The organism is Pseudomonas sp. HMSC063H08 (assembly GCF_001813645.1).
GTDB classification, from domain to species: Bacteria; Pseudomonadota; Gammaproteobacteria; order Pseudomonadales; family Pseudomonadaceae; genus Pseudomonas; species Pseudomonas aeruginosa.
The window spans coordinates 133,069-146,955 of the sequence record NZ_KV813469.1 but is presented as its reverse complement, the minus strand read 5'-3'; the positions used below and the strand labels follow the sequence as shown (position 1 = coordinate 146,955).

Below are 13,887 nucleotides of genomic sequence, written 5' to 3'. Positions count from 1 at the left end.
ATGTTTTCTCGTTATTGGATAGACGCTCGTCGTGGCGGCGTGACATGTCGCGGCATGCCGCCCGGCGGGCGCGACATAAGGTGTTCGCAGCGCGGGCGGAAGTCAACGAGACGGCGATGGGCGAATCTGCCGGTTCTGACAGGTCCCGTGGCACGCCGCTGGCGGCGCTCAGGCGACGCTGGCGAGCAACTGCTCGGCCGGCATCGGCCTGCCGAGCAGGAAGCCTTGCAGCGAATTGCAGCCGAGGCGGGTCAGGAACTCCTGCTGGGCCTCGGTTTCCACGCCCTCGGCGACGATCTTCAGGTTCAGCGTGCGGCCGAGGGCGACGATCGCCGAGACGATCGCGGCGTCGTCGCTGTCGTGGGCCAGCTCGTTGATGAAGCCACGGTCGATCTTCAGTTCGCTCGCCGGCAGGCGCTTGAGATAGAGCAGGCTGGAGTAGCCGGTGCCGAAGTCGTCGATGGAGATGCCGACGCCCATCGCCGACAACTGCTCGAGGATCACCAGGCTGGCATCGGCATCGCGCATGGCGGTCGATTCGGTCACCTCGAGGATCAGGTGGCTGGGCTCCAGGCTGTGGCGCAGGAGTGCGTTGCGCACCGAGTCGACCAGGCCGGCATGGGCGAACTGCAAGGCCGAAAGGTTCACCGCGATGTTCCACTCCGCATGCCCGCCGTCCAGCCAGAGGCGCATCTGCCGGCAGGCTTCGTCGAGCACCCACTCGCCGATCTGCACGATCAGGCCGGTTTTTTCCGCCAGCGGCAGGAACTGGTCGGGGGGGATCAGTCCGTGTTGCGGATGCTCCCAGCGCAGCAGCGCTTCCACGCCGACCATCGGTCCGTTCGGCGCCAGTACCTTGGGTTGGTAGTGCAAGACCAACTGCCGGCGCTCCAGGGCCTGGCGCAGGTCATGGAGCAGTTGCAACTGTTCCTGGGCGTTGGCGTTCATCGAACTCTCGAAGAAGCAGTAGCCGTTCCGTCCCTGGTCCTTGGCGTGATACATCGCCGCGTCGGCATTGATCATCAGTTCGTGGCGGGTCTGCCCGTCGCCGGGGTAGAGCGCGATGCCGATGCTCGCCGAGATCCGCACCTCGTGGCGGGATATCTGGTACGGCTGGCTGATCCGCTTCACCAGCTTCTCGGCCAGGGTCGCGGCGTCGGCGGGCTCGCGGGCCTCGATCAGCAGGACGAACTCGTCGCCGCCGAGGCGGGCGATGGTGTCCTGGGCGCGGACGTTGGCGCGGATACGCTCGGCGACTTCGATCAGCAACAGGTCGCCGAGGTGATGGCCGTAGGCATCGTTGACCGCCTTGAAGCCGTCCAGGTCCATGAACAGCACGGCGAACCGGCGATCGTCGCGGATCGCCTGCTGGATCGCCTGCTCCAGGCGGTCGTCGAGGAGCATGCGGTTGGGCAGCTTGGTCAGGTTGTCGTGCAGGGCCAACTGGATCAGCTCGCGGTTGGCTCGTGCGAGGGAGGTGGCGAGCACCGAGGTACGTGCCTCCAGGCGCGAGTCCAGCACCGAGACGATCAGGGCGATGGCGATCACCGCCAGGGTGATCACGATGACCAGCACCGCCAGCCAGCCGTTGTCGATGCCTCGGCCGGCGGCGCCGCAGAAGCTGCCCAGGGGGAACTGCGCGGCGGCCATCCCGGTGTAGTGCATGCCGACGATGGCGCAGCCCATCACCAGGGCGGCGCCGGCCCGGACCAGGACGATGCGCCGGCTGCCATGGCGCAGGCGGAAGGCGATCCACAGCGCGGCGCCGGAGGCGATCACCGCGATCAGGATGGAGAGGCCGAGCCACAGCGGGTCGTAGACGATCCCCGGCATCATCAGCAGGGCGGCCATCCCGGTGTAGTGCATGGCGGCGATGCCGCTGCCCATCAGCAGGGCGCCCAGCGCCAGGCGTTGCCAGGGGAGTTCCGCCTGGCACACCAGCCAGAGGGCGAAGGCCGAACTGCCGACGGCCAGTAGCAGCGACAGCAGGGTCAGGCCCAGGTCGTAGCCGAGCGGGATCGGCAGGCTGAAGGCGAGCATGCCGACGAAATGCATCGACCAGATGCCGAAGCCCATGGCGAAAGCGCCGCCGATCAGCCAGGAGAGCGCCTCGCGGCCTTTCGCCAGGGTCACCCGGCCGGCCATGTCGAGAGCGGTGTAGGACGCCAGGATGGCCACAATCAGGGAAAAGGCGACAAGAACCTGGTTGTAGCTGCTGATAAGCATGAAAGCGTCCGAACGGGATAGCGGGAGAGAAGTGGTTGATATCAACCTGATATTATTGCACGAGTCGCTTTCGCCAATGCCATCGGGCAGGACCAACGGTCGCCGGCGCAGGCGGAATCTTGCTCAACGGCCGGGCCTTTTGTACAGCGCTTTGTCTGCCGCCGGTCGCCGCCCGCCGGGGCAGGCGGCGGAAAGCTCGGCAGCGCTGGCAGGTTGACGCTACCCTGAAAGAAGCCATGGTCGTCCGATCCTCCTCTGGCCTGATCACAAAACTCTCATGATCGCCGACGATGGCTTCAGCTGAATGGGGAATCGGTGAATTTTCTGAATGTCTCGACAGGAGGTGCGTCTCATGGAAAAGCCCTTCTCGGATGATGTCAGCGTGAATGTCCTGCGTCGCATGAAAGAAGGCGGCTTCGACTTCGCGCGCATCCATCCCATCGACTTCTTCGCCATCTTTCCCAGTGAGCGGGAGGCCCGCCAGGCAGCGGGCCAGTTTCGCGGCGAGTCGCTCAGGGCCCAGGTCGTCGCTCGCGACGATGGCTCCTGGAACCTGCAGGTCAGCAAGGTGATGTACGCCACCCATGCCGCCATCGGTGCCTTCGAACACGACCTGGAGGAAGTCGTGGTGCCGCTGGGCGGCGTGCTGGACGGGTGGGGCGTGACCCAGGAGGTCACTTCGCTGCGTCCGTGACGGCGGCGGGACCCCGGCCGCGATCCTGGGCCGGGGCTCCTGCGTCGGGCTTTCCTTCCTCGAAGGCTTTCCTTCAGACTGGGGAAGGAGGTAAGCCATGAGCGATATTCTGATCCTGACCCATGCCGAGTTCTGTCCGCCAGGCCATCTGGGTGCCGTGTTGGCGGCGCGCGGCCTGGACTTCCGCGTGATCCGCGCCGACCTCGGCGAACTCGCCGGTCTCGACGCCGAACGCCCGCGAGCGGTGGCGATCATGGGTGGGCCGATGAGCGTCAACGACGACCTGCCCTGGTTGCGCGACGAACTGGCGCTGCTGCGTCGCTTCATCGAGCGGCGCATCCCGCTGATCGGCCATTGCCTCGGCGGCCAGTTGCTGGCCCGCGCCCTGGGCGCGACGGTGCGGCACCAGCCCTACACCGAAATGGGCTGGCAGCCCATGCAGCGGGAAAGCCGCGACAGTCCATGGCTGGCCGGGCTGCCGGAGCGCTTCTCGATCTTCCAGTGGCACGGCGATGCCTTCGACCTGCCGCAGGGCGCCGAGCGCCTGCTGTCCAGCCCGTGGTGCGAGAACCAGGGGTTTTCCTGGGGCGATCACGTACTCGGCCTGCAAGGCCATCCGGAAATGACCGAGGAACTGGTGCGGCGCTGGATCGCCGGCTGGCCGCACCTGCTCGATCCCTCCCAGCCCAGCCAGCAATCCGCCGAGGACATGCTGGCCGGGTTGCCTGCCAAGGTTGCCGGGCTGAATCGGGTGGCCGAGGGTTTCTACCGTCATTGGCTGTCGCTGATCGATTGACCTTCCCGGCCGCGGGCGCCTCCCTGGCACTACCGCCGGTCCGCTTTATCGCTCGTTCGAGCGAGACGGCTGTCTGCATGGAAGGGAGGGGAGAAGCCGTCTCCCTTCCGGGTCTGTTCTAGACTTATCGGTCCCACAGGTCGCTTCGCGATCGGCAGGTCGATGCCGGTCCGTGGCCGCGGGGCGCGCATGCCGTCGAACGGGGCGCCCTTCCTCTCCCTGTGGGCAGGATGCACCAGACTGGGGCGAACCCGCCGCGCCGACCCTGCGAATCGCCGACGAGTCGTGATCCGCGCGCTGGCACGGGCTTTGCGAGTTCCCCATCGTTCGTGACGACAAGGAGTCCGGCATGGCACGCATGTTTTACGACGAGATGCACGATGCTGGCGGCGAATGCCGCTCGCATTATCGGGAATTCGCTCGCTGGCTGGCCGACACCCCTGAAGAGCAATTGCTGCAACGCCGGCGCGAAGCCGACCTGCTGTTCCACCGCGCCGGCATCACCTTCACCCTGTACGGCGACGAGCAGGGCACCGAGCGCCTGATCCCCTTCGACACCATCCCGCGCAGCATTCCCGCGGCGGAGTGGGCGCACATCGAGGCCGGCTGCATCCAGCGCGTCCAGGCGCTGAACCTGTTCCTCGCCGATCTCTACCACGAACAGCGCATCCTCAAGGCCGGTGTGATTCCTGCCGAGCAGGTCCTGGCCAACGACCAGTACCAACTGGCGATGCAGGGACTGGACCTGCCGGGCAACGTCTACGCGCACATTGCCGGGGTCGACCTGGTCCGCGACGGCAGCGGCAACTACTACGTGCTGGAGGACAACCTGCGCACGCCCAGCGGTGTTTCCTACATGCTGGAAAACCGCAAGATGATGATGCGCCTGTTCCCCGAGCTGTTCGTCCGCCAGCGCGTGGCGCCGATCGACCACTACCCGGACCTGTTGCTCGACACCCTCAAGCGGGCCAGTGACGTCGAATCGCCGAGCGTGGTGGTATTGACGCCGGGACGTTTCAACAGCGCCTACTTCGAACACGCCTTCCTCGCCCGCGAGATGGGCGTGGAACTGGTCGAAGGCGCCGATCTGTTCGTCCGCGACGAGCGGGTCTACATGCGCACGACGGCCGGACCGCAACCGGTGGACGTGATCTACCGAAGGATCGACGACGCCTTCCTCGACCCGCTGGCGTTCAACCCGGATTCGCTGCTCGGCGTGCCCGGCCTGCTGGCCGCCTACCGGGCCGGCAACCTGGTGCTGGCCAACGCGATCGGTACCGGGGTGGCCGACGACAAGTCGATCTATCCCTACGTGCCGGACATGATCCGCTTCTACCTCGGCGAAGACCCGCTGCTGCACAACGTGCCGACCTGGCAATGTCGCAAGCCGAAGGAACTGGCGCACGTCCTGGCGCACCTGCCGGAGCTGGTGGTGAAGGAGACCCAGGGTTCCGGCGGCTACGGCATGCTGGTCGGACCGGCGGCCAGCCGGGAGGAAATCGAGCTGTTCCGCGAGCGCCTGAAGGCTCGCCCGGAGGCCTATATCGCGCAACCGACGCTGTCCCTGTCGACCTGTCCGACTTTCGTCGAGAGCGGCGTCGCGCCGCGCCATATCGACCTGCGGCCGTTCGTCCTGTCTGCGCCGGATCGGGTTCGCCTGGTGCCTGGCGGGCTGACCCGGGTGGCGTTGCGCGAAGGCTCGCTGGTGGTCAATTCGTCCCAGGGCGGCGGCACCAAGGACACCTGGGTGGTGGAGGAATAAGCATGCTCAGCCGGACCGCTTCCGACCTGTACTGGATGTCGCGCTACCTGGAACGCGCGGAGAACCTCGCCCGCATGCTCGACGTCAGCTACTCGCTGTCGCTGTTGCCGCAGGACCGCAACGGCGGCGGCCTGGACGAACTGGCCATGCCGCTGCTGATCACCGGCACCCTCGACGCCTACCTGGAGCGCCACGGCGAACTGGCCGCCGAGCGCCTGCTGAGTTTCTTCGCCCTCGACCCGGACAACCCGGCGAGCATCTACAGCTGCCTGGCCGCAGCGCGCGCCAGTGCCCATGCGGTACGCGGGCGGATCACCCTGGACATGTGGGAGAACATCAACGCCACCTGGCTGGAAATGCGCGGCATCGCCGCCGAGGGCATCCTGCGCTATGGCATCAGTCGTTTCTGCGAATGGGTGAAGGACCGCTCGCACCTGTTCCGCGGCGCGACCTTCGCCACCAGCATGCGCAACGATGCGTTCCGCTTCATCCGTCTCGGAACCTTCATCGAACGCGCCGACAATACCTTGCGCCTGCTCGATGCGCGCTACCAGACCCAGGGCGAAGCGGCGCTCGCCGGGGCGGACGAGGGCACCGCGCGCGGCTACTACCAGTGGAGCGCGCTGCTGCGGGCGCTATCCGCCTTCGAGGGCTACACCGAGCTGTACCGCGCCTCGCCCAACGCGCGCAACATCGCCGAATTGCTGCTGTTGCGCGAGGACGTGCCGCGTTCGCTGCTGTCCTGCATCGAGGAACTGAGCGAGATCCTTTCCGGCCTGCCCGGTGTCAACGGCCGGCCGGCGCAGCGCCTGGCCGCCGAGCTGGAGGCGCGGGTGCGCTACACCGGCATCGATGAGGTGCTGGAGCAGGGCCTGCATACCTGGATCACCGACTACATCCTGCTGGTTCGCCAGTTGGCCAACGCCATTCACAGCTCCTACCTGGAGGCCGCATGAGACTCTCGATCACCCACGACACCACCTATCGCTACGAAGACCGGGTGCGCGCCAGCATCCAGTACCTGCGCCTGACCCCGCAGGACAGCGAGCGCCAGCACGTGGTCGATTGGCGCCTGGACCTGCCGCGCCCGGCGCGGCCGCTGCGCGATCCGTACGGCAACATCCTGCACGTCCTGACCCTGGACGAACCGCATGAGTCGGTCCTGATCGCCGCCCACGGCCTGGTCGAGATCGACGAGGAGCGCGAGGTGGAGCACGATCGCCAGTCGCCGTTGCCGTTCCTGCGCAGCACCCGCCTGACCGGCGCCGATGCCGAGATGCGCGCCTTCGCCGAACGCGCCATGGGCGGCCGCAAGGATCGCGGCGGCCTGCTCGACCTGATGCATGCGCTGCACGAGCATATCCTCTACCAGCCGGGGGCGACCCGCGTCGACAGCACCGCCATCGAGGCCTTCGGCGCACGCGCCGGGGTCTGCCAGGACCATGCCCATGCCTTCCTCGCCTGCATCCGCAGCCAGGGTGTGCCGGGGCGCTATGTCTCCGGCTACCTCTACACCGAGGACGACACGCACCTGGCCAGCCATGCCTGGGCCGAGGCCTGGCTCGGCGACGGCTGGTACAGCTTCGACGTGACCAACCGGCTCGGCCGTCCGGAGCGCCATCTCAAGCTGGCCGTCGGCCTCGACTACCTGGATGCCTGCCCGGTGCGCGGCTTGCGCCGTGGCGGCGGTTGCGAGCAGATGCATGCGCGGGTGCTGGTCAGCGCGCCGCTGCTGCAGGTGCAGCAACAGTGACGATCCATTGCGCGCCTGGCGTTATCGGCGATTGCCTTTACGCTTGAGGGGCGGGGACGGACGGAATAAGGAAGATTCGAGATGACCTACTGTGTCGCGATGCACCTGGCCGACGGCTTGGTGTTCGCCTCCGATTCGCGGACCAACGCCGGGATCGACCATATCGCCACCTTCCGCAAGCTGTTCACCTTCGGCACGCCCGGCGAGCGCCTGCTGGTGGTGCAGACGGCCGGCAACCTGGCGACCTCGCAATCGGTGATCAACCTGCTGCAGCAGCGCATCCGCCGGGACGGCGCCAGCCTGCTCAACGTGCCCTCGGTCTACGACGCCACGGCGCTGATCGCCGAGACCACCCGCGAGGTGATGGCCCGCGACGGCGGCAATCTGGCCGGCAATACCGACCTGAGCTGCTCCTTCCTGGTCGGCGGGCAGATCGCCGGCGGACCGCCGGCGCTGTACAGCATCTACCCCCAGGGCAACTTCATCCAGGCCACGCCGGACACGCCTTTCCTGCAACTGGGCGAAAGCAAGTACGGCAAGCCGATCCTCGACCGCAACCTGACTTTCGACACGCCGCTGGAGCAGGCCCTGCGCTGCGCGCTGGTGTCGTTCGACTCGACGATCCGCAGCAACCTCTCGGTGGGCATGCCGCTGGACCTGCTGGTCTACCACCGCGACAGCCTGATCCTGCCGGAGGGCTACCGGGTCACCGAGGACGACGCCTATTTCAGCGCCATCCGCCGCCAGTGGAGCGCCGGCCTGCACGACTTGCTGGAGCGCCTGCCGTCGCCGCCCTCGGCGTACAACATCTGACGCCGCTTCAGCCGGCCGCGCCCGCTTTGCGGCCGGCCATGTGGCGCAGGTAGCCGATCAGCTGGCGCAATTCCTGGTCGTCGATCACCCGTTCCGGGAACGCCGGCATCTTCGCCTGTGGCCATTGCCGCAGCGCCTGCGGGTCGCGGATGTAGCGGGCGAGGAATTGCGGCTGGAAGTACTCGGTGGGGTTGTACGGCAGGTTCAGGTCCGGGCCGAACTGGGCGTCGCCGGCACCGTTGAGACGGTGGCAGGCCAGGCAGTTCTTCTGGAACACGGCGAAGCCGGCGCGCACTTCCGCGCTGGCGTCGGCGGCCGGCAGCAGGGCCGGGAAGCGTTCGGCCAGAGGGGGCTGATAGCGGATGCGGACGACCTGGAAGGGCCATTGCTCCGGACCGATGCGTTTTTCCTCGGGTTTGCTCCAGACCAGATAGAACGGCCCGGCGGACGGCTTGCCGGCTCCCAACGGCGGCCAGGGGCGCTGCGGATCCTCTATCGCCAGCCAGGCTTGCGAGCCCTGTTCGGCGAGCAGCGGGGCGGCCGGCAACTCGGCGGCGAAGCCATCGCTGGCCACGGCCTGCAAATGGTCTTCGGGATGCACGCCTTTCAACAAGGCCGCCAGTGGCACGGCGCGGTAGCGCATGTTCCGGCGGTAGGCGACGTCGGCCGGGATGTCCAGGTCGCGGGCCTGCGGATGCCTGAGCAGTTCTTCGCTGCTCCAGGTCTGCGTGCCCCCCGGCAGTTCCAGGCGGAGCTCGGCGGCCCAGGCGGCAGCCACAGGGAAGAGCAGGGCACCTAGCAACGCCAGGCGCGGGAAAGTGACAGGCATGCGGGTTCCTCGTGCATCCGCCGGTTATGACATGGAGCGAGAGATTGGCACGGAACGGGGGCCTCGCGGTAGCATGCGGGCCATTGCATAGCTGGCTAACCAAGGGGTTCCCGTGCTCGCCGAGTTGTTCGCCGTGATGGCGCCCGTGCTGTTCGGCGCCGGTGTCGGTTATGTCTGGGTCCGTCTCGGACACGCCTATCCGACCGAGTTCGTTTCGCGCATCGTGTTCAACATCGGTTCGCCATGCCTGATCCTCGCCACCCTGGCGCATACCCGGGTGGACCTGCATAGCTTCGGCCGGATGGCCCTGGCCAGCGCGCTGATCTGCGTCTGCATGGCTGCGCTGGGCTGGGCGGCGGCGCGCCTCGGGCGCCAGGAGTGGCAGGTGCTGGTGCCGGCCTACAGCTTCCCGAATGTCGGCAACATGGGCCTGCCGGTGTGCCTGTATGCGTTCGGCGAGGCGGGGATGACCCTGGCGGTGGCGTTCTACCTGATCATGTCGATCGGCAACTTCAGCCTCGGCGTGTTCTGGATGAGCGGCGAGCGCTCCTGGCGCTCGCTGCTGGGCAATCCGATCCTGCTCAGCGTGCTGCTGGCCTTGTTGTTGATGGGGCTCGACCTGCAACTGCCGCGCTGGATGGCGAATACCGTCGACCTGATGGCCGGGCTGACCATTCCGCTGATGCTGATCACCCTCGGCGTGTCCCTGGCCAGCATCCGTCCGCGGCAACTGGGCAATGGCTTCTTCTATGGCGGCCTGCGTCTTCTGCTGGGGGCGCTGGTGGGCTGGTCGGTGGCGCTGGCGTTGCAATTGCCGCCGCTGGCGCAGGGGGTGCTGGTGGTGCAATCGTCGATGCCGGTGGCGGTGTTCAACTATCTCTACGCCTTGCGCGGCAATCGTTCGCCGGATCAGGTCGCCAGCCTGGTGCTGTGTTCGACCTTGCTGTCGTTCGCCTTCATTCCGCTGCTGCTGATCTGGTGGCTGCCTGCGCTGCGCTGACCGCGAGGCGGTGCGCAGCGTGCAGGCAGCAGGGTGCCCTAGCGGATCAGACTGTTAAGGTTGGGAAGGATCAGGATGACTGTGGTGGCGAAGACGATGAGGCTCGCTTGCCGCCATCTTTTTGGCTGCTCGTTCAACATGGCCTGTCTGCCTTTCTTGTTGTCGGGTGGCTGCCTGCTCCGCGCTACGGCCCGGCGGAACGGCTTGCCACGCAGTGGCGTACTCTTCGGTCGGCCCGGCATCCCCGGCGTCGACCTCCCTTTCGAACGCTTGCATGAATCAGTCTAAGCCCCGGCCTGCGCGGGCTTAGACCACTTGGATACAAGCTGCTCCGGTCTAGACATATTCCCTCTATATGACAGCGTGGTGACGGCTCTGGCGTGCGTCTCGACCGTTCGTCCGGTGTCCGGGTTTCCGGTCGAAAGATGGCATGGTGCTATCTTCCCGGCGTTGCAGGCTGAGCTGGGCGGTCAATCAGCCTGAGCGGTTCGGTCATTGTCCCGCCGGCGAGCCTGTTTAAGGTAGGCGGAGGCCCGCTCGGCCGGACGAGAACAGGATAAGAGAGACCGCCATGACCGACGCATTCATTTACGACGCCGTGCGTACTCCCCGCGGCAAGGGCAAGAAGGATGGCGCGCTGCACAGCGTCAAGCCGGTGAACCTGATGGCCGGGCTGTTGCGCGCGGTCCAGCGGCGCAACGACCTGGATACCGCCCAGGTCGACGATATCGTGCTCGGCTGCGTGACGCCGGTGGGCGACCAGGGCGCCGATATCGCCAAGACCGCGGCGCTGGTGGCCGACTGGGACGAACAGGTTGCCGGCGTGCAGATCAACCGTTTCTGCGCCTCCGGCCTGGAGGCGGTGAACCTGGGGGCGATGAAGGTACGCTCCGGTTTCGAGGACCTGGTCCTGGTCGGCGGCGTCGAGTCCATGTCACGCGTGCCGATGGGCTCCGACGGCGGCGCCTGGGCACTGGATCCGGAAACCAACCTGCACACCAGCTTCGTCCCGCAAGGGATCGGCGCCGACCTGATCGCCACCCTGGAAGGCTTCAGTCGCGCCGATGTCGATGCCTTCGCCCTGCGCTCCCAGCAGAAGGCCGCCAAGGCCCGCGCCGAAGGGCTGTTCGGCAAGTCGCTGGTGCCGGTCGCCGACCAGAACGGCATCGTCCTGCTCGACCACGATGAGTTCATTCGCGCCGACTCCACCCTGGAAGGGCTCGCCGCGCTCAAGCCGAGTTTCGAGATGATGGGGCAGATGGGCTTCGACGCCACCGCGCTGCGCAAGTACAGCCAGGTCGAGCGCATCGAGCACGTGCATACGCCGGGCAACAGCTCGGGGATCGTCGACGGCGCCAGCGCCATGCTCATCGGCTCCGAGGCCAAGGGCCGCGAACTGGGCCTGAAGGCGCGGGCGCGGATCGTCGCTACCGCGGTGACCTCCACCGACCCCACCATCATGCTTACCGGCCCCGCGCCGGCGACCCGCAAGGCCCTGGCCAAGGCCGGCCTGAAGGTGGAAGACATCGATCTGTTCGAAGTCAACGAGGCGTTCGCTTCGGTGGTGATGAAATTCATGAAGGACATGGGCGTGGCGGAAAGCAAGGTCAACGTCAACGGCGGCGCCATCGCCATGGGCCACCCGCTCGGCGCCACCGGCTGCATCATCCTCGGCACGCTGCTCGACGAACTGGAGCGGCGCAACCTGCGCTACGGCCTGGCCACCCTCTGCGTAGGTGGCGGCATGGGCATCGCCACCATCATCGAGCGCGTGTGAAGGGAGAACCGGAATGACTGACGCTATCCGTTACGAAAAAGGCCAGGACAACGTCGTCGTCCTGACCATGGACATGCCCGGGCAGAGCGCCAACACCATGAACGGTGTCTACCGCGAGGCGATGGCGAAGACCATCGCGCGGCTGGAGGCGGAGAAAGAGGGGATCGCCGGCGTGGTGCTGACCTCGGCGAAGAAGACCTTCTTCGCCGGCGGCGATCTCAACGAGCTGATCAAGGTCACCAAGGCCGACGCCCCGGCCTTCTACCAGGGCATCCTCGAACTCAAGGGCCAACTGCGGCGCCTGGAGACCCTCGGCAAGCCGGTGGTCGCCGCGATCAACGGCGCTGCGCTGGGCGGCGGCTGGGAGATCTGCCTGGCCTGCCACCACCGCATCGCCCTGGACAATCCCAGCGTGCAGCTCGGCCTGCCGGAGGTGACTCTCGGCCTGTTGCCGGGCGGCGGCGGGATCGTGCGCATGGTGCGACTGCTTGGCCTGGAGAAAGCCCTGCCGTACCTCGCCGAAGGCAAGAAGGTGCGTCCGGCGGAAGCGCTCAAGGCCGGGCTGATCCACGAACTGGCCGACAGCCCCGAGGAAATGCTGGAGAAGGCCCGCGCCTGGATCCTCGCCAACCCGGCGGCGAAGCAGCCCTGGGACAGCGCCGGCTACAAGATTCCCGGCGGTACGCCTGCCAGTCCCAACGTGGCGCAGATGCTGGCCATCGCACCGTCGGTGCTGCGCGACAAGACCAAGGGTTGCTTCCCGGCGCCCGAGAAGATCATGTGCGCGGCGGTGGAGGGCGCCCAGGTCGATTTCGACACCGCGCAACTGATCGAGGCGCGCTATTTCACCGAGCTGACCACCGGCCAGGTGGCGAAGAACATGATCGGCACCTTCTGGTTCCAGCTCAACGAGATCAACGCCGGCAAGTCGCGGCCGCAGGGGTATCCGGTGCGGGCGACGAAAAAGGTCGGCGTGCTCGGCGCCGGGATGATGGGCGCGGGCATCGCCTACGTATCGGCGGCGGCCGGCATCGAGGTGGTGCTCAAGGACGTCTCGCTGGAAGCGGCGGAGAAGGGCAAGGCTTATTCGGCCAGGCTGCTGGACAAGAAGGTTGCGCGCGGGCACCTGTCCGCCGAGAAGCGCGACGCCTTCCTCGCGCGGATCGTGCCGAGCGTCAGCGAAGCCGACTTCGAAGGCTGCGACCTGATCATCGAGGCGGTCTTCGAGGACCGCGCGCTGAAAGGCAAGGTCACCGCCGAGGCCGAGAAGCATGCCCTGGCCGATGCGGTGGTGGCGTCCAATACCTCGACCCTGCCGATCACCGGGCTGGCCCAGGCGGTGGCGCGGCCGGAGAAGTTCATCGGCCTGCACTTCTTCAGCCCGGTGGACAAGATGCCGCTGGTGGAGATCATCCGCGGCGAAAAGACCAGCGACGAAACCCTGGCACGCGGTTTCGACTACGTGCTGCAGATCAAGAAAACGCCGATCGTGGTCAACGACAGCCGCGGCTTCTTCACCTCGCGGGTATTCGGCACCTTCACCAACGAAGGCATCGCCATGCTCGGCGAAGGCGTGAGCGCCGCGATGATCGACAACCAGGCGCGCCAGGCCGGTATGCCGGTGGGGCCGCTGGCGATTTCCGACGAAGTCTCGCTGAGCCTGATGACCCACATCCGCAACCAGACCGCCCGTGACCTCGAGGCCGAGGGCAAGGCTCTGCCGACGCACCCCGCGTTCGCCGTGATCGACCTGATGGTCAATGAGTACAAACGCCCGGGCAAGGCGGCCGGCGCCGGCTTCTACGACTACCCGGCGAACGGCAGGAAACATCTCTGGGCGGAACTCAAGAGCCGCTTCGAGAAGCCCGATGCGCAAATATCCGCCGAGGACGTACGCGACCGCCTGCTGTTCATCCAGGCCATCGAGACCGTGCGTTGCGTGGAGGAGGGGGTATTGCACTCCACCGCCGACGCGAACATCGGCTCGATCTTCGGTATCGGTTTCGCCGCCTGGAGCGGGGGCGCCTTGCAGTTCATCAACCAGTACGGCCTGAAGGACTTCATCGCCCGCGCCCAATACCTGGTCGAACAGTACGGCGAGCGCTTCGAGCCACCGGCGCTGTTGCTGGAGAAGGCGGCGAAGGGCGAGCTGTTCTGAGTCCTGACGTCGCATGGAGAGCCGGCCTTCGGGCCGGCTTTCTCGTAGTCGCGTACCGCGGCGGATGACGCCACCCCGG

At 66.8% G+C, this 13,887-nt stretch carries 11 protein-coding genes; 9 read left to right on the top strand and 2 right to left on the bottom strand.

Annotated features, from left to right (window positions below; translation table 11 throughout):
- Positions 1–168 precede the first annotated feature (168 nt).
- Positions 169–2,226 (bottom strand): putative bifunctional diguanylate cyclase/phosphodiesterase, encoded by a 2,058-nt coding sequence (locus HMPREF2924_RS18605; protein WP_003087737.1) that lies wholly within the window; start codon positions 2,224–2,226, stop codon positions 169–171.
- Between the two features lie 352 nt (positions 2,227–2,578).
- Between HMPREF2924_RS18605 and HMPREF2924_RS18600 the strand changes: the two genes are divergently transcribed.
- The 6 genes from HMPREF2924_RS18600 (at position 2,579) to HMPREF2924_RS18575 (ending at position 8,044) form a co-directional block, all read left to right on the top strand.
- On the top strand, positions 2,579–2,920 hold the full coding sequence (locus HMPREF2924_RS18600) for a ribonuclease E inhibitor RraB (RefSeq protein WP_003087738.1): 342 nt from the start codon (positions 2,579–2,581) through the stop codon (positions 2,918–2,920).
- Positions 2,921–3,017: 97 nt separating this feature from the next.
- Positions 3,018–3,716 carry a type 1 glutamine amidotransferase gene (locus tag HMPREF2924_RS18595; protein WP_003087739.1) on the top strand — a complete coding sequence of 233 codons (699 nt, stop codon included), beginning with the start codon at positions 3,018–3,020 and terminating at the stop codon, positions 3,714–3,716.
- Positions 3,717–4,065: 349 nt separating this feature from the next.
- Positions 4,066–5,478 carry a circularly permuted type 2 ATP-grasp protein gene (locus HMPREF2924_RS18590; RefSeq protein WP_003087741.1) on the top strand — a complete coding sequence of 471 codons (1,413 nt, stop codon included), beginning with the start codon at positions 4,066–4,068 and terminating at the stop codon, positions 5,476–5,478.
- Between the two features lie 2 nt (positions 5,479–5,480).
- Positions 5,481–6,434, top strand: coding sequence for an alpha-E domain-containing protein (locus tag HMPREF2924_RS18585; RefSeq protein ID WP_003087742.1), 954 nt, complete (start codon positions 5,481–5,483; stop codon positions 6,432–6,434).
- Positions 6,431–7,231: a transglutaminase family protein gene (locus HMPREF2924_RS18580; RefSeq protein WP_003087743.1), complete on the top strand. Its 801-nt coding sequence runs from the start codon at positions 6,431–6,433 to the stop codon at positions 7,229–7,231. The genes HMPREF2924_RS18585 and HMPREF2924_RS18580 overlap by 4 nt, the downstream gene beginning before the upstream one ends.
- An 81-nt stretch (positions 7,232–7,312) precedes the next feature.
- Positions 7,313–8,044, top strand: a complete 732-nt coding sequence (locus HMPREF2924_RS18575) for a proteasome-type protease (RefSeq protein WP_003100716.1) — start codon at positions 7,313–7,315, stop codon at positions 8,042–8,044.
- 7 nt (positions 8,045–8,051) lie between these two features.
- On the opposite strand, the gene HMPREF2924_RS18570 is transcribed toward HMPREF2924_RS18575, so the two are convergent.
- Positions 8,052–8,873 (bottom strand): cytochrome c, encoded by an 822-nt coding sequence (locus HMPREF2924_RS18570; protein ID WP_003132853.1) that lies wholly within the window; start codon positions 8,871–8,873, stop codon positions 8,052–8,054.
- A gap of 112 nt (positions 8,874–8,985) precedes the next feature.
- Here HMPREF2924_RS18570 and HMPREF2924_RS18565 point away from each other — a divergent pair, with 112 nt between their 5' ends.
- The 3 genes from HMPREF2924_RS18565 (at position 8,986) to HMPREF2924_RS18550 (ending at position 13,808) form a co-directional block, all read left to right on the top strand.
- Positions 8,986–9,873 (top strand): AEC family transporter, encoded by an 888-nt coding sequence (locus HMPREF2924_RS18565; RefSeq protein ID WP_003132852.1) that lies wholly within the window; start codon positions 8,986–8,988, stop codon positions 9,871–9,873.
- Between the two features lie 571 nt (positions 9,874–10,444).
- Entirely contained in the window at positions 10,445–11,650 is a 1,206-nt protein-coding gene (locus tag HMPREF2924_RS18555) for an acetyl-CoA C-acetyltransferase (protein WP_003087747.1), read from the top strand.
- A gap of 13 nt (positions 11,651–11,663) precedes the next feature.
- The gene (locus HMPREF2924_RS18550; RefSeq protein ID WP_003132851.1) at positions 11,664–13,808 is read left to right on the top strand and encodes a 3-hydroxyacyl-CoA dehydrogenase NAD-binding domain-containing protein; all 2,145 of its coding nucleotides are present in this window, start codon (positions 11,664–11,666) and stop codon (positions 13,806–13,808) included.
- Positions 13,809–13,887 lie beyond the last annotated feature (79 nt).